Source organism: Novosphingobium mississippiense, from assembly GCF_044029535.1.
GTDB lineage: Bacteria > Pseudomonadota > Alphaproteobacteria > Sphingomonadales > Sphingomonadaceae > Novosphingobium.
This window is the reverse complement of the sequence record NZ_CP147001.1, coordinates 1,147,377-1,167,595: the sequence shown is the minus strand read 5'-3', so window position 1 is coordinate 1,167,595 and position 20,219 is coordinate 1,147,377. Positions and strand designations below refer to the sequence as shown.

At 65.3% G+C, this 20,219-nt stretch carries 14 protein-coding genes, 2 tRNA genes and 1 pseudogene; 10 read left to right on the top strand and 7 right to left on the bottom strand.

The window, feature by feature from the left end; translation table 11 throughout:
• Window positions 1–25: 25 nt before the first annotated feature.
• From WBP06_RS05420 to WBP06_RS05405, 4 genes are all read left to right on the top strand, one after another.
• Window positions 26–805: an NAD kinase gene (locus tag WBP06_RS05420; RefSeq protein ID WP_395332619.1), complete on the top strand. Its 780-nt coding sequence runs from the start codon at window positions 26–28 to the stop codon at window positions 803–805.
• Between the two features lie 156 nt (window positions 806–961).
• Window positions 962–1,036 (top strand) — tRNA-Asn (locus WBP06_RS05415).
• 81 nt (window positions 1,037–1,117) lie between these two features.
• A tRNA-Asn gene (locus WBP06_RS05410) sits at window positions 1,118–1,192 on the top strand.
• A gap of 193 nt (window positions 1,193–1,385) precedes the next feature.
• Complete coding sequence (locus WBP06_RS05405) at window positions 1,386–3,506, top strand: TonB-dependent siderophore receptor (RefSeq protein ID WP_395332617.1); 2,121 nt, start codon at window positions 1,386–1,388, stop codon at window positions 3,504–3,506.
• A 102-nt stretch (window positions 3,507–3,608) separates the two neighbouring features.
• Here the strand turns inward: WBP06_RS05405 and secA are convergent, their stop codons facing one another.
• Together secA and WBP06_RS05395 are read right to left on the bottom strand one after the other, a co-directional pair.
• Window positions 3,609–6,347: a preprotein translocase subunit SecA gene (gene secA / locus WBP06_RS05400; RefSeq protein ID WP_395332615.1), complete on the bottom strand. Its 2,739-nt coding sequence runs from the start codon at window positions 6,345–6,347 to the stop codon at window positions 3,609–3,611.
• Between the two features lie 114 nt (window positions 6,348–6,461).
• Entirely contained in the window at window positions 6,462–6,740 is a 279-nt protein-coding gene (locus tag WBP06_RS05395; protein WP_395332613.1) for a hypothetical protein, read from the bottom strand.
• 150 nt (window positions 6,741–6,890) lie between these two features.
• Between WBP06_RS05395 and argJ the strand changes: the two are divergent.
• The 6 genes and pseudogenes from argJ (at window position 6,891) to WBP06_RS05365 (ending at window position 11,448) form a co-directional block, all read left to right on the top strand.
• Window positions 6,891–8,118 (top strand): annotated as a pseudogene (gene argJ / locus WBP06_RS05390) (bifunctional glutamate N-acetyltransferase/amino-acid acetyltransferase ArgJ).
• Between the two features lie 3 nt (window positions 8,119–8,121).
• Entirely contained in the window at window positions 8,122–8,760 is a 639-nt protein-coding gene (locus WBP06_RS05385) for a glutathione S-transferase family protein (RefSeq protein ID WP_395332611.1), read from the top strand.
• A 23-nt stretch (window positions 8,761–8,783) separates the two neighbouring features.
• Complete coding sequence (locus tag WBP06_RS05380; protein WP_395332609.1) at window positions 8,784–9,596, top strand: inositol monophosphatase family protein; 813 nt, start codon at window positions 8,784–8,786, stop codon at window positions 9,594–9,596.
• A gap of 225 nt (window positions 9,597–9,821) precedes the next feature.
• The gene (locus WBP06_RS05375) at window positions 9,822–10,820 is read left to right on the top strand and encodes a hypothetical protein (RefSeq protein ID WP_395332607.1); all 999 of its coding nucleotides are present in this window, start codon (window positions 9,822–9,824) and stop codon (window positions 10,818–10,820) included.
• Between the two features lie 111 nt (window positions 10,821–10,931).
• On the top strand, window positions 10,932–11,123 hold the full coding sequence (locus WBP06_RS05370; protein ID WP_395332605.1) for a hypothetical protein: 192 nt from the start codon (window positions 10,932–10,934) through the stop codon (window positions 11,121–11,123).
• A 76-nt stretch (window positions 11,124–11,199) separates the two neighbouring features.
• Window positions 11,200–11,448, top strand: coding sequence for a hypothetical protein (locus tag WBP06_RS05365; protein ID WP_395332603.1), 249 nt, complete (start codon window positions 11,200–11,202; stop codon window positions 11,446–11,448).
• A gap of 99 nt (window positions 11,449–11,547) precedes the next feature.
• Here WBP06_RS05365 and trxA read toward each other — a convergent pair whose 3' ends face one another.
• The 5 genes from trxA to WBP06_RS05340 form a co-directional block, all read right to left on the bottom strand.
• Complete coding sequence (trxA, locus tag WBP06_RS05360) at window positions 11,548–11,868, bottom strand: thioredoxin (RefSeq protein ID WP_395332601.1); 321 nt, start codon at window positions 11,866–11,868, stop codon at window positions 11,548–11,550.
• Window positions 11,869–11,952: 84 nt separating this feature from the next.
• Window positions 11,953–15,459, bottom strand: coding sequence for a double-strand break repair helicase AddA (addA, locus tag WBP06_RS05355; RefSeq protein ID WP_395332599.1), 3,507 nt, complete (start codon window positions 15,457–15,459; stop codon window positions 11,953–11,955).
• Complete coding sequence (locus WBP06_RS05350) at window positions 15,456–18,467, bottom strand: PD-(D/E)XK nuclease family protein (RefSeq protein ID WP_395332597.1); 3,012 nt, start codon at window positions 18,465–18,467, stop codon at window positions 15,456–15,458. Before WBP06_RS05350 ends, addA begins: the two co-directional genes overlap by 4 nt.
• Window positions 18,460–19,185 (bottom strand): nucleotidyltransferase family protein, encoded by a 726-nt coding sequence (locus WBP06_RS05345; protein WP_395332595.1) that lies wholly within the window; start codon window positions 19,183–19,185, stop codon window positions 18,460–18,462. Before WBP06_RS05345 ends, WBP06_RS05350 begins: the two co-directional genes overlap by 8 nt.
• On the bottom strand, window positions 19,182–20,180 hold the full coding sequence (locus WBP06_RS05340; RefSeq protein ID WP_395332593.1) for an aminoglycoside phosphotransferase family protein: 999 nt from the start codon (window positions 20,178–20,180) through the stop codon (window positions 19,182–19,184). Before WBP06_RS05340 ends, WBP06_RS05345 begins: the two co-directional genes overlap by 4 nt.
• Window positions 20,181–20,219: the final 39 nt, after the last annotated feature.

Here is a 20,219-nt window from a genome sequence, read left to right as displayed (position 1 = left end):
AGGTCGCGCCTTTGAGGAATTGGAAATGAGCGAAGAACTCCGGCTTGCCCTTATCGTTTCGGACAGTGCCAAGGCCCAGGAAGGCGCCGAGGCGCTGCGCGACGCGCATGCATGGGTCAGCCCAGAGGACGCGGACGTGCTGGTCGTGCTGGGCGGCGATGGCTTCCTGCTGCATGTGCTGCACGAAATGCTGGACCGTGACAGCATCAAGCCCGTCTACGGCATGAACCTGGGCACCGTCGGCTTCCTGATGAACGGGCCGCACGATCATATCCCGATCATCCACCGCGTGACCGAAGCCCACCGCGTTCCGGTGACGCCTTTGCGGATGTATGCAGTCTGCAACGATGGAAGCGAATTCAAGTACTACGCCATCAACGAAGTCTCCCTGCTGCGCGAAACGCGTCAGACAGCGAAGCTGGAAGTGCGCATCAATGGCCGCGTCCGCATGGAAGAACTGGTGGGCGATGGCGTGCTGGTGGCAACGCCGGTCGGCTCCACCGCCTACAACCTTTCCGCAGACGGCCCGATCCTGCCATTGGGCGCACCGATGCTGGCGCTGACCCCGCTCAGCCCGTTTCGCCCACGCCGCTGGAAAGGCGCGATTCTTCCCGAAAGCGCCGAAGTGGAATTTCACGTGCGCGAGCCGGACAAGCGTCCGGTGGCCGCCGTTGCCGACCAGAAGGAAGTGCGCGACGTGCGTTCGGTGCGAATCCGCGCGACATACGAGAAGGAACTTACCCTGCTGTTCGACCCGGGCTTCACGCTGGAAGAGCGCATTTTCGCCGAACAGTTCCAGGTCTGAAACCCAAGAGAAAGCACACCTTTCCGCGCCATTTTCCGGGAGTCTGCCTGCTGTGGAAAACTTTTCGCAGCATTTTGGTCAAAGTCAGGCTTGCCAATCCCGATGGCGCTGTTATAGGCGCACCCCTGCCCGCCGGTGGAGACACTGATAGGCTGGTCCCCGATAGCTCAGCGGTAGAGCATTCGACTGTTAATCGAATGGCCGTAGGTTCGAATCCTACTCGGGGAGCCACTTCTTTCTGAAGGGTTCGAAGCGGTGCTCAGGCATCGGAGGCAACCTTTCCGCCCGACGGTGGAAACACCGACAGGCTGTTCCCCGATAGCTCAGTGGTAGAGCATTCGACTGTTAATCGAATGGCCGTAGGTTCGAATCCTACTCGGGGAGCCACCTTTCCCAGGCCGTTCGGTCGGAATCAGCACCACCTCCTGCACATTCGCAATCCCGCCCCAGTGACCTTCATCGTCACCTGTGGCTGGAAAAACACGCCTGCGCGCTGAAATCCCGGCGACGTTGACATGCGACATTGCGCCTCTATGCAAGCCACTATTGCAAGTCACTCGCATTATCAAAGGAGATTTCGGTGGTCATCACGCAGGGGGTAAGGGCGGGCGAACAGGTCCGGCGCACGGTCTTTCAAAACGGAGCATCGCGCCTGGCGCTGGCCGCGTTCGCGACCATGGCCTTTGCGCCGGCCGCTTGGGCGGAAGATGCGGACGAAACCAACCCCGATCGCGAAATCGTGGTGACCGGCACGGCGACGGACTATGGCGTGGACGCGCAGAACAGCACCACCCGCCTGAACCTCTCGCTGCGTGAAACCCCGCAGGCGGTAAGTGTGATCACGCGCGCCCAGATCGAGGATTTCGGCCTCAACACCGTCGACAGCCTGCTACGCCGCGCCACCGGCGTGAACGTGGACAGTGCGGAGACCGACCGCACCTATTACAATGCGCGCGGGTTCGACATCGTCAACTTCCAGTTCGACGGCATCGGCCAGCCGCTCAGCTATGGCCTGCAGAACGGCCAGATCGACACCTCGATCTTCGAGCGCGTGGACATCGTGCGCGGTGCCACCGGCCTGCTTTCGCAAACGGGCAATCCCTCCGCCGCGATCAACTTCGTGCGCAAGCGCCCGACCAAGGATCTGGGCGGCACCGCCAGCCTCAGCTACGGATCCTACAACGAGATCCGGGGCGACGTGGATGTGAACACGCCGCTGAACGAGGACGGTTCGATCCGCACACGCTTCGTGGCCTCCTATCAGGATGGCGATTCCTACCTCGATTACTACCATACCTCGCGCCTGACGCTTTACGGCGTCGCGGCCGCCGATCTCGGCCCGGATACCGTAGCCACGGTCGGCTATTCCTGGCAGGAAAGCGATCCGCGCGGCGTCAGCTGGGGCGCCCTGCCCTTCACCAATGCCGACGGCACGCCGGCCACCTATCCTCGCTCGACCAACTCGGCCCAGCCCTGGTCGACCTGGTACTCGCTGGACCGCAACCTGTTCGGCGACGTAACCCACGATTTCGGCAATGGCTGGGTCGGCAAGGTTTCCGTGCTGCGCCGCGCGCGCAATCAGGATTCCAAGCTGTTCTATGTCTACTACAGCACGGATTCGCTGCTCGCCTATCCCGGCGCCTATCTCGACAAGCTGCGCGAGACGACGGTGGATGCCAACATCACCGGCAAGATCCATGTCGCCGGGCGCGAGCATGACGTGGTTCTGGGCGTCAACTACGGCCAGTCGAAGCTGGTGGAGCAGGAATCGGTCGATGGCGACGCGATCGGCACGCCGCTGCCGGGCAACAGCGCCTTCGAAGGCAGCTTCCCCTATCCGAACTGGGGCGATTACAGCGTCACCGCCGACTACACGACCAAGATTGCCAGCGCCTACGGCCTTGTCCGCCTGTCACTGGCCGATCCGCTGAAGCTAATGCTGGGCGCCAACGTCACCAACGCAAAGCGCAGCGGCAGCAGCTATGACGCGCCGTTCCATTTCGACAAGACGAAGTTCCTGCCCTTTGCCGGCCTGACCTTCGACCTGTCCCACAACCTGACCGCCTATGCCAGCTATGCCACGATTTTCAGCCCGCAAGTCTACCTGACCGCCGACTATTCGAACATCGCCCCGCTTGAGGGCAAGACATACGAAGCCGGTATCAAGGGCGAATGGAACGGCGGCAAGCTGACAGCCGCCGTCGCCGTGTTCAAGACGCAGCAGGACAACGTCGCCCAATCGATCGGCTTCGACCCCAAGATGCTCCAGACGATCTACGAAGCCGTCGACGCCAAGTCGCACGGCGTCGAGGTGGACGTCTCCGGCGAAGTCTTCGCCGGGATGCAGGTCTCCGGCGGCTATGCCTGGACCGATATCGAGGACGACGAGGGCAACAACGCACGCGCCTTCATTCCGCGCCACACGGTTCGCCTGAACGCCAGCTATACCCCGCAGTTCTTCAACGACCTGCGTCTGGGCGCCTCGGCCCGGTATCAGAGCAAGATCCACAACGACTACATCGCGCAGTCCGAATACGTGATCGTCGACCTGATGGCCCGCTATCAGGTGACCAGGAACGTCTCGCTTGCGGTCAACCTCGATAACCTGACCAACGTGAAGTACTGGACCAGCCTCCAGTGGGATCAGGCCTATTACGGCGCGCCGCGTACCGTGCGCGGCACGCTGGGCGTCAGCTTCTGACATAGAGAAAGGGGCCACGGCATTGCGCCATGGCCCCTTGAAGAACTCTCCAGGGAACGGCGGGCGTTGCAGATGCAACGGCCGCCGTTTTCCGTTTCCGCCTTACGCCAAAGCGCCGTGGCAGTGCTTGTACTTCTGGCCCGAACCGCAGGGGCACAGGGCGTTGCGGCTGATCGGCAGGTCCGCATAGGGGTTCTCACCCGTGGCGCCGGGGCCGACGCCGGCCTGCGGGCTGCCCGCCAGCGAGCCGAACAGTTCGGGCATCAGGGCCGAACCGTCGCCGTCGTTCGAGTTGTCGATACCGGTCAGCGGATCGATGTGGCCGGTCAGGAAGTCCGGCAGTTCGGGAAGCTGCACCGGCTCCGGAATCTGCAGCTGGCTGACCGAGAGAATGCGGGTCACATCCTCGCGGATGGTTTCCAGCATGCGCTCGAACAGGCCGAAGGCTTCGGTCTTGTACTCGTTGATCGGCGTCTTCTGGGCATAAGCGCGCAGGAACACCACCTGACGCAGCGCGTCCAGCGTGGCGAGGTGCTCCTTCCAGTAGTGGTCGATACGATCGAGCAGGATCGACTTTTCGACCTGACGCCAGATCGCCGGATCGTCATTGGCCATCTTCTCGGCCATGTGCGCCTCAGCCATGGCGGCAATGCGTTCCTCGATCAGTTCGGGATCGATCCCGTCCTCGTCGATCCACGCTTCGATCGGGACTTCCAGCGCCAGCATTTCCGCCGACTTGGTCTTCAGCCCCTCGATATTCCAGTGCTCCGGATAGGAACCCTGCGGGCAGGTATCGGCAACGATGGCGTTCACGGTGTCGTTGCGCATGTCGATCACGACATCGTCGACCGTGTCGGCATCCATGATGTCCGAACGCTGCTCGTAGATGACCTTGCGCTGGTCGTTCATCACGTCGTCGTATTCGACGACCTGCTTGCGCACTTCGTAGTTGCGCGCCTCGACCTTCTTCTGCGCGGTCTCGATCGCCTTGGACAGCCACTTGGAACCGATCGCCTCGCCATCGGCCAGATTGCTGTTCATCATCTTGGCGAACAGGGTGTCCGGCCCGAAGATGCGCAGCAGGTCATCCTCAAGGCAGAGGTAGAACTTCGACAGGCCCGGATCGCCCTGACGGCCCGAACGGCCGCGCAGCTGGTTGTCGATGCGGCGGCTCTCGTGACGTTCCGTGCCGATCACGCAGAGGCCGCCTGCCGCAAGGACGAAGCGCTTCTGCTCGGCCACTTCGGCCTTGATCGTGGCGATGGCGGCATCGCGCTCCGGACCTTCGGCCATGTCGCGCAGTTCGTCTTCCACGCGGAACTCGACGTTGCCGCCCAGCTGGATATCGGTGCCGCGACCGGCCATGTTGGTGGCGATCGTCACCGCGCCAAGGCTGCCGGCCTGCGCGACGATGTGCGCTTCCATCTCATGGAAACGGGCGTTGAGGACGGAGTGCTTGACGCCTTCCTTGGTCAGGAAGTCCGACAGCAGTTCCGACTTCTCGATCGACACCGTGCCGACGAGGACAGGCTGGCCGATCTCGTGCTTGTCGCGGATCAGCTTGGCGATGGCGCCGAACTTGTCGAGCGTGTTCTTGTAGAACTCGTCCTCTTCGTCGATGCGCTGGATCGGCACGTTGGTCGGGATGGTGACGACGTTCATCTTGTAGATGTCGTAGAACTCGGCCGCCTCGGTGGCAGCCGTGCCGGTCATGCCCGAAAGCTTCGGGTACATGCGGAAGTAGTTCTGGAAGGTGATCGAGGCGAGCGTCTGGTTCTCCGGCTCGATCCGCACGCCTTCCTTGGCCTCGACTGCCTGGTGCAGGCCGTTCGACCAACGGCGGCCATCCATCATGCGGCCGGTGAACTCGTCGATGATGACGACCTTGTCGTCCTTCACGATGTAGTCCGTATCGCGCTTGAACATGACCACGGCCTTGAGGCTCTGGTCGAGGTGGTGGACCACCTGCGTGTTCTCTACGTCGTAGAGGTTCGAACCGACCAGCAGGCCGGCGGCTTCGAGCATACGCTCCGCCTTCTCGACGCCGTCTTCGGTCAGGCTGATGTTCTTGGTCTTCTCGTCGGTCTCGTAGTCCTCGGGCAGGAACTGCTTAACGACGACGTCGACCTGCATGTAGAGTTCCGACTTGTCGTCGGTCGGGCCCGAAATGATCAGCGGCGTGCGCGCTTCGTCGATCAGGATCGAGTCGACTTCGTCGACGATCGCGAAGTTGAAGGGGCGCTGCACCATCTGGCTGCGCTCATGCTTCATGTTGTCGCGCAGGTAGTCGAAGCCGAATTCGTTGTTGGTGCCATACGTGATGTCGGCGCCATAGGCGTCGCGACGCTCGTACTCGTTGAGGTTCGGCACGATCACGCCGACGGTCAGGCCCAGGAAACCGTGCAGCTTGCCCATCTGCTCCGCGTCGCGGCGGGCGAGGTAATCGTTGACGGTAACAACGTGGACGCCTTTGCCTTCCAGCGCGTTGAGGTAGGTGGCGGTGGTTGCCACCAGCGTCTTGCCTTCACCCGTGCGCATTTCCGCGATTTCACCGCGGTGGAGCACGATGCCGCCGATCAGCTGCACGTCGAAGTGGCGCATGCCGAACACGCGCTTCGACGCTTCGCGCACGGTAGCGAAAGCTTCGGGCATGATCTGATCCAGCGTGCTGCCTTCGGACAGCTGGTGACGGAACTTGGCGGTCTGCGCGCTCAGTTCGTCATCACTCATCGCTTCAAGGACGGGCTCGAAAGCGTTGATCTGGGCGACGATCTTGTCGAGCGACTTGACGTAGCGGTCGTTGGACGAGCCGAAAATGGACTTGGCGAGTGCGCCGAACATGGCGGGAATCCCTGTTTTCGTTTTAAGTCGAGAATGTCGAATATGCGCGCAACCGCCCGTGGCGGAGCGCGTGAAATTAGGTTTTCGCGAAGATGCGAAATGCAGACGGCGCGCTTATTCGCGCGCCCGGTCTATCCCGGTCAGGACCGAAGGCACCGCCGGCGAATCCGGCACCGCGACAAGCGGCGGCGCATGGCGACGGGTGTTGCGCAGCCCGGGTTCGGGCAATTGGGCCAAGGCCACCGGCGCGCGCGGAGCCTTGGCGGCCACGGCGGCTTCGGTCAGCACGACCTGCAGGCTGGCCACCTGCGACGCGCGCGCATCGGCAGGGCCGATCTGCGCGGCAAGGCCCGTCAACAGGGCCAGCAGGGTGAGTAGCAGGCGGTTTGCCATGGCGGATCAGATAGGGGCCGCTTTCCGCCCTGTCCACACAAGAGAGCGCCGCAACCCGATTTACGCACGGAAGATCGCCATGATACTTGCGAGGCGATCTGGAATTGCAGCGACTATTGACCTGTCATGGTCATGCGCTACGCACCCGCCATGGCCTATCCCACCTCACCGCTCGCCTCGCCCTTCCCCGCCATGCCGCCGATCGCCGGCGTCACCCCGCACGTCGTGCGTGCCGGGTACAAGGACTGGGGCCGATGCGACTTGACGTATGTGGAGCTGGACGAAGGCACCGCCGTTGCCGGCGTGTTCACCAGGAACCTGTGCTGCTCCAGCGAAGTGGAATTGGGCCGTGACAATGTGAAGCAGGGCCACGCCCGCGCACTCGTCGTCAACGCCGGCAATTCCAACGCCTTCACCGGCTACCGCGGGCGTGAGGCGGTGGAGCAGATCATGGACCAGGTTGCCGCCCATATCGGCTGCCCGCGCGAACAGGTCTTCGTCTCTTCCACCGGCGTGATCGGCGTGCCGCTGCCCAAGGACAAGGCGCGCGAAGGCGTGGAGAAGGCGCTCACCGCAGAGCCCTGCTCGTGGGAAGAGGTGGCCAACACGATTTCCACCACCGACACGTTCGCCAAGGGCGCCACGGCCACCGCCATGATCGGCGACATTAAGGTCACTCTTGCCGCCGTCATCAAGGGCTCGGGCATGATCGCGCCGGACATGGCGACGATGCTGGGCTATATCTTCACCGACGCCGCCGTGGAGCCTGCCTTCCTTCAGGAATGCCTCTCCGCCGCGAACTTCCGCACCTTCTCCTGCATCACCGTCGATTTCGGACACTTCCACCAGCGACACCGTACTTGCCTTCGCCACCGGCAAGGCCGGCAACGCGCCGATCTCCTCGATCGCCTCGCCCGGCGCCCACGCCTTTGCCGCCGCGATCCATGACGTCTGCCGCCAGCTGGCCCACCTCGTCGTGCGCGATGGCGAAGGCGCGCAGAAGTTCATCGAAGTGGCTGTTTCCGGCGCCGTTTCCGATGAAAGCGCCCGAAAGGTCGGCATGGCCATCGCCAACTCGCCGCTGGTGAAGACCGCGATCGCGGGCGAGGACGCCAACTGGGGCCGCGTCGTCATGGCCGTGGGCAAGGCGGGCGAACCGGCCGACCGCGACAAGCTCTCGATCGGCTTCGGCGGCACCTGGGCCGCGCGCGAGGGGCTGCCGCTCGCCGACTACGACGAGACCCCCGTCGCCGCCCACCTCAAGGGGCAGGACGTCACCATCGAGGTCGATCTGGGCCTTGGCGAAGGCGCCGCCACCGTGTGGACCTGCGATCTGACGCACGGCTACATCTCGATCAACGCTGATTATCGGAGCTAAGCGATGGCCGCACCCGTGTTCACGATCTGGGGTCGTCTCAACTCCCACAACGTCAAGAAGGTCGCCTGGTTCGCAGAGGAACTGGGCCTGAACTACGTCCGCCACGATATCGGCGGCCAGTTCGGCTATACGGACGAGTACCTCGCCAAGAACCCGAACCGGCTGGTGCCGATGATCGAGGACGGCAAGCTCTCGCTTTGGGAATCGAACGCGATCCTGCGCTACATGGCGGCCGAATACGGCGGTGAGCGCTGGTTCCAGCGCGACCCCATCGACCGGGCGCTGGCCAACCGCTGGATGGACTGGCAGATCACCTATGCCGAGGCGCAGCGAGTGCCTTTCCTGGCGATGGCCCGCACCCCGCGCGATCGGTGGGACATGGCCGCCATCGACCGCGACGTGAAGACCTGCATCGCCCATCTAACCGTGCTGGAGCGCGCCCTCACCGAAAAGCCCTGGCTCTCCGGCAGCCAGTTCGGCATCGGCGACATTCCCATGGGCGTCTACGCCTACACCTGGTTCAGCCTGCCGCTCGACCAATTCGGGCTGGAGCGACCGGAGTTCCCGGCGCTCACCGAATGGTACGCCCGCATCCGTGAGCGCAAGGGCTATGCCCAGCAGGTCATGATCCCGCTTACCTGACCCCCACACTGAAGGCCTTTCGCATGATCACCCCCACGCTCCACATCGCGGTCGAAACGATCATGCGCGAGGTTACCCGCGATGTGATCCTGCCATTCTACCAGTCGCTGACGAGCGAGCAGATCATCAGCAAGGCGGTGAACGACGTCGTCACTGTGGCCGACCGGCAGAGCGAGGCGATCCTGACCGAACGCCTCACCGCCCTCCTGCCCGAAGCCGCCGTGGTGGGTGAGGAAGCGACCTTCGCCGACGAGAACGAACTGCTGAAGCTGAAGGACCGGCTCTGCTGGATCGTCGACCCGCTCGACGGCACCAACAACTTCGCCTCGGGCAAGGCGCCTTTCGGCATGCTGATCGCGCTGGCCGACAAGGGCGAGACGCTGGGCGGCTGGATCCTCGATTGCCTGACCGGCCGATTCTGCCACGCATCGGCCGGCGGCGGCGCCTGGGTGAACGGCGAACGCCTCAGCGCCCGTGCCACCGGCGAGGAGCCGCCCGTCGCCGCGATCTCGCTGATCTTCACCGACGAATCGCGCCGCGAACGCATCCGCACGGAAGTCGCCCCGCACTACCGCATGGTCGACATCCCCCGCTGCGCCGCCGAGCAATATCCCCGTCTCGCGCTCGGCCAGAACGACGTGGCCATCTTCGAGCGCACCCTGCCGTGGGACCACGCAGCCGGCGCGCTGTTCCTCAACGAAGCCGGCGGCATGGCCGCGCGCCCGGATGGCAGCCCCTATCGCGTGGACGAGATCGAGCGGAAGGGCCTGATCGGCGCCGCATCGCCCGCGCTGTTCGAAGACCTTGCCACCCGCCTCGCCGCCCTGGAGGCCTGATCGCCTCCGCCACAAGGTGACACTTCGGTTGACACGGTTGACACGGTCCTGAGGCAAAAGGCGTCACCTTGTGCCAAAGTGTCACCTTGGACGCTCCATCTGTCACCTTGCGAGCGGTACAGCCCCGGATTTCCGACGATTTCAAAGAACCTTGCCTTCCCGAACAGTGACAGATCGCGGCGAGGTAGGAAAATCGCTTTCCCCTGAAAGCACATGGACGCCGCCTTGACCGGCGAAGCGCGCCGGTTGAGACTTGAAGCCGCATTTCACAGGCGGCTTCGGATGCGTATCCCCTTCTTTCTGCTCGCAAGTCTTCCTTCGCTGGCACTCGCCGGAGTTGCCGAAGCCGCCCCTCAACCCCTGGGCGCAATCTGGCAGAACGGCAGCGATGCCGTGATCGTCACCCCCTGCCCGCCCGGCGGCGATACCGACGACTTCTGCCGTGGCGTCGCCGTCCAGCAGGGCAAAAAGGTTACGCCGCTGGGCGCGAGGTATATGAGTGTGACGCCCTTGTGGATCGCAAGTTCGCCAGCCTCCGCGCCGAGCCTGGTGATCCTTGGCGACAGTGGCGGCTCGGGCGGTTTTGGCGATCTGTTCGTCGTCACGCTGACGCCAGCACTTGCGATACGCCAGTTGCAGGGTGAGCGGATGGATAGCGTGGCGGTCCACTCGGAAGGCCCCTTGCCCGCGTTCGAGCTGCCTTTCGATATCGAGTTCTTCAACGGCGCCCCTCATGCCGGGGCGATAATCGTGAACCTGCCCGTTCGCTGGAAATCGAGCCCGCAAGGTGGCGATTTCGCGCTCGATTTCGTCGCCCTGGGCAAATTTCCTCCATCTGCCCGGCAACTTGAGGCCCGCCTGGCCGCGATGCGCCATGAACTGCACGAATGGGCGAAAGACAGACATGCGGTTGCCCAACTCTATCCACCGGAATCAGGCACGGGCACGCCCGTAACGGTCCAAGCCCTTGCCGATCTGGCCCTGTCGGGTCACGCCGATCTTGCGAAAGACCTGCTGCATCGCGCCTGGCCCAAGAACGACGGGCATCCGCTCTCAGGCGAAGGCGCTTTCTGGGCGGCATTGTGCACCCGAATTGCCCATCATCCGTTGTGGAAACGGCTGGCGCTCGATCAGCTCCCGCACGCCGAGTTGGTCCTTGCTGCAGCAAACCCGCAATCGCCCAACCATGCGGCCAACACCGCCCAATCTGGAATTATGCAATGATTGCATCATCCTGATCTTGACCAAATTGTAATCGCCACTCTCTGCCGAACGTAATGCATTCTTAAATTCCCGGGCGAGATAGCCGTACCCTTGCGACAAGGGGAATGAACGATGCCAACTATGCTTGCCCTGTTAATGGCCCAGACCGCGATTGCCGCCGCGCCGCCGCCCCCACCCATCCAGACCACGGCCATCCCGCCGCCGGTTCTTACGCCCAGAGCCGTCGGTACAAGCGGCACCGACCGCGTGCAGCGTGTGAATGTACGCGTGACGGCCGGATCGGAACTGCTGTGGCAGGGGTGAACTGGCGGTATCCCGCGGTGCTGGCGCACGCTATTCGCAGGAAAAGAGCGATGCCGCGCCCACCCGCTGCGTGGATGTGCCATCACGGCGCCAGAACGTATCCCGCCGGGTGACCGTATCGCTCAACCAAAGCTACTCCGGCGAAAGCAATCCGGACAGCTATGCCCTCCGGATCGAGTGGACACGCCCGGCCGATCTCGACAACTGCGCGGGCGCGGGCGATCGCACCATCCAGATGACGCAAAACGTCAGCCTGTCCAATGGGCAAGCCATCACGGTGGATGGAGACGCCGGACTGCGCGTGGCTCTGGTCCGCAAGGACTGAGAGTCCGTTTACACGAAGCAAACAAAAACCCCTCCGGCATCGCTGCCGAAGGGGTTTTTGCACTTACTGCTCGGGGAAATCGGTGCCCCGGCGAACTCTTTACAGTTCGCCTTCGAGCCAGCCCTTCAGTGCGCTCTTGGGCGCGGCGCCCAGCTTCTGCGCAACGGCCTGGCCGTCCTTGAACAGCACCATCAGCGGGATCGACTTCACGCCGATCTCGGCCGGGATGCCGGTGTTGGCCATGATGTCCATCTTGGCGATGGTCACCTTGTCGCCCAGTTCCTCGCTGATCTCTTCGAGAGCGGGGCCGATCATCTTGCAGGGGCCGCACCAGTCGGCCCAGAAATCGACGAGCACCGGCTTGTCGGACTTCAGAACGTCGTCTTCGAAGCTGGCGTCGGTAACAGCGATGGTCGCCATGAAATTGAACTCCTCGGGGGTATCTCGGGTTGAACGCAATCTAGGGACGAATTGTTGCGTGGCAACGTCCCCAACCACATAGCTTTACTGGACCTGTGCAAAGTCCGGCTTGTTCGCCTCCAGCGCCGCGCGCGGAACTTCGATCAGACGCGGAACGGAAGTGTAGAGCAAGGCCACCTCCACCGCACGGCCCGGAAAGGCCACTTCCAGCGCGGCGGCATAGGCCGCCATCTGCCGCAGGACGCCCCGCGGCACCTGATCCAGCCGTTCCGGCGGACGGCGCGCGGTCTTGTAATCGACCAGTCGCACGCGGTCGGGCTCCACCACCAGACGGTCGATCGTGCCCGCGACCACCTGCCCGCCGACGACGGCGGCCACCGGCACTTCGGCAAGGCTCTGCGGCCCGAACAGGTCCGCCCAATCGGGATTGCCCAGCACCGCCAAGGCACTGTCCAGCATGGCCTGACGCGCGGTTTCATCCAGATCGGCGGCGTTGCGGGCCAGCCACTGCCAGCCTGCCTCCTCACGCGCATCGATCGAAACTTGCGGCAGGCGTTCCAGCAGCTTGTGCACCAGCGTACCGCGCCGCAGGGCATCGCGGCCGGCTCCGGGCGGGAACGGCGGATCGGGGGCATCGTCCTCACCCAGTGCGGACGGTGCCAGCGGGCGCGGCGGGCGCGGTTCGGCGGGGGCCACGCGCTCCAGCCAACGCGGCAGCGGCTCGCGCAGCGGCAGTTCGACGGAAACGACCTCGGCCGGAAGCGGCGCGGGCGGCGTGCCGTATTCGCACCGCATGCCCCAGATCGCGTCCTCCACCTCGGCGCCGTCCTCGAACAGCGTGCGCAAGCGGGCGAACCAGCTTTTCTCAGCCGGGCCGTCCGTATCGCGCTTGCCCAGCGCGCCGCCGACGAACAGCGCTTCCTCGGCGCGGGTCATGGCGACGTAGAGCAGGCGCCAGTGCTCCTGCTCGTCCCCTTCGCGATTGTCGGCGATCTGCGCGGCGATGCGGCCGACCTTCTCGTCCTTCGCCAGCGGCGGCAGCGGCACCTTGCGGCGCGCCTCGCGCGGGTCGGAGAGTTCGAAGCCCCGTTCGCGGGCGGCTTCGGGATTGCCGGTGGCGTCGGCAAGGATGACGATGGGCGCCTGCAGGCCCTTCGATCCGTGCGCGGTCATCACGCGGACAAGGCCCTGCGCGGCATCGGCCTCTCGCTTCAACTCGCCATCCCCGGCGTCGAACCATGCCAGGAAGCCCGCCAGGCTGGGCGTATCGGTCATGACATAGGCCTGCGCGGCGTTGACCAGTTCGTCGATCGGGTCGTTCGCCTCGGTGCCCAGCCGCGCGACCAGCTTGCGGCGGGCCTGCCACGGGCCGACCAGCAACCAGTGCAGCGTGGCCTGCGGCGGTGCATAGTCCGCCAGCGCCAGCAGATCGCCCAACTGCTGCATGGCCATGCCGATTTCGGGGCCGGATTGCGTGCGCAAGTGATCCCATAGCCGCACGCGCTTTTCTCGATGGCCGAAGCGCAGCAATTGCTCCTGACTCCAGCCCACCAATGGCGAGACGAGCAGGCTGGCCAGCGTCAGGTCGTCCAGCGGCTGCACCGCAAAGCGCAGCGCGGCGATCAAGTCCTTCACCGCCAGCGGCGCACCCAGTCGCAGACGGTCCACGCCCGCCACCGGCACGCCCGCCGCATGAAGCCGCGCGACGATCAGCCCGGCCAGTTCCTTGCGCTGGCGGACCAGGACCATGATGTCGCCCGCATGGGCGCGGCGAGGTTTGCCCTTGTGCAGCGCAAAGCCCGGCCCGGTGGGATCGAGCCATGCCTTGACCTGTTGCGCGATCCGCTCCGCCATCTGGCGATCCGGACGCGAAAGCCAGTTGGGCTGCGCACCGTCGTTGTCATCGGTTTCGAGGGGTTCTTCTTCGTCGACCTCCTCGGCCACCGGCCGCCACAGCGCGACGTAACCGGGCCGTTCCTGCCCGACATGGCGCTCCGCCGGACGGTCGAGGCCGAAATTGCCATGACCGATGCCGCCGATGGCGTCGTCCACGAAATCGAGCACTTTCTGCGCGGTGCGGAAGCTTCGGTCCAGACCCAGTTCGACAAGCCGGCGCGGCATGATCGCGCTGCGCAGCATATCGGCGTTGTCCGCCGCATCGTCCATCAGCCCGCGCACGCGGTCCGCCGCGCGGCGGAAGTTTTCCGGACTGGTGCCCTGAAAGCGGAAGATCGCCTGCTTGTAGTCGCCCACCACGAAGAGCGTGCGCATCAGGTCGAGATGCCCCCCCTCATGCTGGCCTTCACCGGCCCAGAACTCCTCCGCCATGGCGAAGACGATGTCCCACTGCGCGGCGTTGGTGTCCTGCGCCTCGTCCACCAGGATATGGTCGAAGCGGCGGTCCAGCTTGTAGCGGATCCAGTCGGCGGATGCCTGCCCGCGCAGCAGGTCGGCAGCGCGGCGGATCTGGTCGTCGAAGTCGATCAGGCCTTCGCGCTGCTTCGCCTCGTCCCAGGCGATGGCGAAGGCACGGCCAAGGCGCAGCGCGGGGACGAGCCGATCGGCCAGCCCCAACAGCGCCTTCACCTCGCGAATACGGGCCAGGCATTCGCCCACGCGCGTGGCATAGCCTTCGTAATCCGGCTCGAACTTCGCAAGGTTCTTGGCGCTGCGGACTGCGTCGTCCTTGGTGAACAGCGCGCCATAGATATCGTCCACCTGCTCGGCGCGCTTGGCCGGCGAATGCATCAGCCAGGGCACCAGCACATCGGTCGCCTTGTGCGCGGTGGCGGTGTTCCATTCGGCCAGCACTTCGCAGCACCGGCGCAGCGAACGCACGTCGAACTGATCGTCCGCGCACATCGCCGCCAGCATGTCCTCGCCCGCGTCGCCGGGCAGGCCAAGCAGACGCAGCACATGATCGCGCATGTCGCCCGCCTGCCACGATCCCGGCCCGAACCACGCCTCCCGCGCGTTCGCGCAACGCAGCAGGAAGTCCATCACCGAATCCGGGCCATGGCGCAGCGAAAGCTGGGCAATGGCGCGCAGCAGATGCGTGTCGCCCAGCGCGGCCTGTTCCGCCTCCACCAACAGGTCGGAAAGCACCTGCCGTGCCAGCAAGGTCCGCTCACGGTCCTCCATCGGCCGGGTGCCGGGAACGAGCCCGGCCTCCAGCGGGAACGTCGCCAGCAGCCATTGCGAGAACGCGTGGATGGTGTCGATCCGCAACCCACCGCCCGGGCAATCGAGCACCGCAGCAAACAGCGTGCGCGCCCGGGCCATCGTATCGGGATCGGTGGGCGCGCCGATGGCGTCCAGGCGCAGGAATAGCTGCGTCTCTTCCAGACGAACCCATTCGGCCAGCGTGCCGTTGATACGCGCCGCCATTTCGGTGGCGCCGGCCTTGGTGAAGGTAAGGCACAGCACCTGCGAAGGCGAAACGCCCTCCTGCAGCAAAAGCCGCAGCACGCGCGAGGACAGCACCTGCGTCTTGCCGGTGCCGGCCGAGGCCGAAAGCCACACGCTATCGCGCGGGTCCACCGCCAGCATCTGGTTGCCGTGCAGCGGATGGACGGTAGCCGGGCCGCTCATGCGCCCTCCTCCGCCTTGGGCTGGGGACGGCCGCCGAGCGAGGTGATCCACTCGTCCAACCGCATCAGCTGGTCGTAATCGGCGTACGAGCCCAGTTCCGGATTGAGCCTAGCAGTGAAGGGTTCGGTGCCGAGGATCCAGCGGTCCAGCGCGTCGTTCAGATAGTCCTCGGTATGCGGCATGAACTCATCGGGCAGCACGCCGGTGCGCTTGCTGCCTTCCTTCAGCGGGGTGGTGGTATAGCCGATGGAATCCTTGTTCTTGGCCATCGACCAGTATTCGAACGCCTCCGCCTCGCCCTGGATGACCTTTTCCTCAAGGTCCTTGAACCCGCCCGCCTCGGCGATCATCGCCACTAGGCCGAGTTGCAGCGCAAAGCCTTCCTCCACGCGGCGCGTCGTCGGCGGCGAGCCGGTCTTGTAATCGACCACACCCAGCTTGCCATCCGCCAGCCGGTCAAGCCGGTCGGCACGGCCATGAACCTTGATGCCGCGATAATCCATGCCGCCCTTCGCCTCCGTGGCGATGACGCGGCGGCCATGGGTCTTGTGCGCGAGCACCAGATCGCGAAACGTATCGAGCGCAGCAGACAGGCGCGGCCACCAAAGCGCGCGCATCAATGGGTGCGCGTTCTTCTCCACCAGCACCTGCTGCGCGATCGCGTGCAACCCGTCGACCGGCTCACCCGCGCGGTGCCAGCGCTCCATGACAAGGTGCGCGACTTCGCCCTTCCACGCCGCGCTCGGCTCCGCATCCAACGCATCGAGGCGCGAGAGGCCAAGGATGGCATTGGCGTAGAACTCGTAAGGATCGCCGCGCAGGCGATCGAGCCCGGTAACCGACAGATCGACGCGGCGTTGATCCACGCTCGGCATCGGTTGCGGACGCGGATGGGCCGGCACCGGCACGGCATCGTCGATCATGCGGGCAAGACGAGGTGCCTCGCTCTCGACATGGCGCTCCGCCTGCTCGCCCAACAGCGCCTTCACGCGCAGCACGAAGCGCGACGGGATCACCGGGCCTCCGGCATCGCGCAATGCCCAGCTCAGCACCACTTCGGGTGCGCCCAATGCTGCGGCAAGGTCATGCGCAGCAAGGCCGATGCGGAAGTCCGCACCCGGCACGCCCAGCGCGCGCAGCACGGCAGGCGGCAACAGCGCATCCTGCGAAGGCGACGCGGGCCAGGTCCCCTCCACCAGTCCACCACAGATCACCAGATCGGCGCGGCTCATGCGCGCTTCCAGCAGACCGTAGATCGATACACGCGGATGCCCGCCCCATGGCGGACGCACCGCGGCGCGGTCCATCACATCGCGCAGCGTGGCATGGAGTTCGCGCGGATCGAACAACGTACCCGCCGAGGCGGCGGCAGCGCGCAAATCCTCCACCATAGCGCTGAGTGCGCGCCCGTCCGCACCGGACCAGATCGCCTCTCCGCAGAGAAGTTCCGCCGCATCGACCAGCTTGCCCAGCATCATGTCGAGCGGATCGCCCTCCGCCAGCGCGAAAAGCGGCGCCAGCACGGCTTCCACTTCGTCCCACCACTCGCCCAGTTTGCGAGCCTGGGCAATCTCCGCCAGTGCGGCAAGGCCACCACCGGGGCGCGGCCCGCGCAGTTCGCGGTCCAGCTTGCGCGCGGATTCCAGCCAGCGGGCGCGGCCCTCTCCCGCACCCGCCAGCGGGTGGACCAGCAAGGCGATCAGCGGCACCGGCGCGGCCTGATCGGCCATCACTTCGGCCAGCAGCAGCATGAGACGTCCGGCCGCCGTCTGCGAAAGCGGCTGACCGGCAGTGTCGTCGGCGGCAATGCCCCAGCGGGTGAGATGCGCGACCACGCGCGCCGCAAGCCCGCGATCCGGGGTGATGACCGCGACGCGGCGCTCGGGCACTTCCAGTGCCTCTCGCACCAGAATGGCGATGGCCTGCGCCTCCTGTTCCGGATGCGGGCTTTCCATCAGGCGCACACCGGGCAGGCGGCGCTTCTCTACCGGCAGGTCCACCCACAACGTGGACGCCTGCGGCGGCAGGAACAGGTTGGAAATCACCGTGCTGCGCGACGGCGGCGATGCACCGGGGCCGGAGCGATGCCATGCGGAGACTTCCTCGCGCGAGACGCCCATGCGGTTCAGCAACAGCTTCAGGTGATATTGCGGGTGCGTAACCGCGTCATGCGGGCCGAACGGCGGGTCTTCCGGCTCGGCCGAATTGCCGGCAGTGCCAAGCTCGTCCCACACGTCTTCCGGCAGCGAAAGGTCGAAGTCCGGCAGCACCACGCTGCCTTCGGGCAATTCGCTGACGACCCGCAGCATTTTCGCCAGTGCGGGCGAGGCGCTCGTCACGCCGGCCGCAACGATCGGGAACGGCGGCGGCGCGGCGCGCCATTCGCGCGCGGCATGCTCGAACAACTGGTTGCGGCGTTCCGGCGCGTCGATCTCGCCGCGCTCGGCCAGTTCCGCCAGCCAGTATTGCTGCACTTTCAGGAACGTGCGCGTGTTGTCCGTCCAGTGGCTGGCGAGTTCGCCGACGACGCCGATCACCCGCTCGCTCATCAGATCGAGCGGGGCAATCCCCTCGACCAGCAGGCGATCCATCGTACGGCCGAGTTCCCAGGCGCGGCGCAGCAGGGCCGCGCCCTTCCCCGCCGCATCGCCATCCACTTCGCGCAGAAAATGGGCAAGCCGCAGCCAGCGCCGCGTGGGATCGGCGGCAGGTGCAATGTCTGCCGCGCCCAGCGGATCGAGCAGCGGGCCCAGCGTCTCATCAAGGTCGAGATCGCCCACCACCGCCATGCGTGGCAGCAGCAGGCCGGGCTTTTCCACCGCGCCGGCGTGGCGCACGAACGCTTCCGTCACCGTGCGCACCGCGCGGCGGCTCGGCAGCAGCAGCGTCAGCCGCGCGAAGCCGAGTTCGCCCTCCCCATGTCGTGCGGCCAGCCCCGCCACCAGGGCATCGGCGAAACCGCGGTGGGCAGCAATGGAGTGGACTTTCGGCCCGCCCCTATCAGGCACGGGTCAGCCATTCCTCGGTGGGCTTGATCATGTCCGGCGAGCCCACTTCGAACCACAGGCCGGTATGAACGATGCCGAACAGTCGCCCTTCCTCGATCGCGCGGGTCCACAGCAGGTTGGTGGAGAACGGCCCTTCCGGCGCATCGCGCAGCAGGCGCTTGGAGACGATCTGAATGCCCGAATAGATAAACGGCGCGACATAGCCCGGCTTGCGGCGGATCACATGGCCCACGGTGTCGAGGTGGAAGTCCCCCTCACCCCGGTAGTTCATCGCGCGCGGGTGCGGCACCAGCAGCAGCAGCGCGTCCATCTTGTCCTCATCCCACGCCAGCGAAAGCTCGTGGAACACGTCCACCGGACCGTCGAGCCAGATGTTGTCGCTGTTGAGGCAGAAGAAGGTGTCGGGCAGCAGCGGCGCGGCCTTCACCATGCCGCCGCCGGTTTCCAGCAACTGCTCGCGCTCGTCTGAGATCGCGATTTCAGGCCCCTTGCGGCGGACCTTCAGGTGCCCTTCCAGCGCGTCCGCCAGATAGTGGACGTTGACGACGGCCTTGGCGATCCCGGCCGCATCCAGCTTGTCCAGCGTATGGTCGATCAGCGACTTGCCGGCCACGCGCACCAGCGGCTTGGGCTGGGTGGCGGTCAGCGGACGCATGCGCTTGCCGATACCGGCGGACAGCACCATCGCGGTATCGCTGGCGAGCGGCGTCTGGTTCATGCAGTGAAGCTCCCGCCATTGGCCGCGCGCAGTTCGTCCGGCACGTTGGCATCGAACCAGCGCGCCACCGGCTCCAGCGCCGGGTGGGCCAGATCGCGTTCAAGCTGGGCCCAGACGCGCGGGATCAGGTCGAGATAACGCGGCTTGCCGTCACGCTTGAACAGGCGCACGAAGATGCCGACGATCTTGGTGTTCCGCTGCGCGCCCAGGCGGGCGTAATCGGCCAGGAAGGTTTCGGCATCGACGCCGGTGGCGCGCAGGTAATGGTCGAACATCTCCGCCTCAAGCTCGGGCGAGACATCGCGGCGGGCATCCTGCAGCAGCGAGACAAGGTCATAAGCCGGGTGGCCGACCAGCGCGTCCTGAAAGTCCAGCAGGCCCTGCTTTTCCAGCGCGCCCAGCAACATGATGTTCTCTGCATGGTAGTCGCGCAGCACGGTGACGCCGGGGCGCTGGCGGGGGAGCATTTCGCCCAGCACGGCTTCCCAAGCGGCCGTGAAGCCGGCGGCATCGACGTAGAGGTTCTGGGCGGGCGCATACCATTCCAGGAACAGGCGCACCTCGCGCTGGTATTCGCTCATCGAATAGTCGAGGAACGGCCCGGGCGGCAGCTTGTGCAGTTGCACCAGCGCATCGACGGCGCCCTTGTAGATCGCGCGTTCGTCATCCGGCCACTGGTCGATATAGTCGCGCATCCGCGCATCGCCAAAGTCTTCCATCAGCACCAGGCCGCGATCGGCCCGCTCCGCCAGAATGCGCGGGGGACGCATGCCGTTCGCGTCCAGCCAGCGCGCGGCGCGCAAGAAGGGCTGTGGGTCCTCGGTGGGGGGCGGGGCGTCCATCAGCATCGCCGATTCGCCATGCGATCCACGCACGCGGAAATAGCGGCGGAAGGATGCATCGCCGACCAGCGGCTCTACAATGGCGCCATGCCAGCCGGCATCGGCAAGGAAAGGCTCAAGGCCCTCGGGGAGATTGGCGGGAATCGTGCTCATTTCGGGATTCGCCCTAGAGCATTTTCAAGTCAGGTGGAA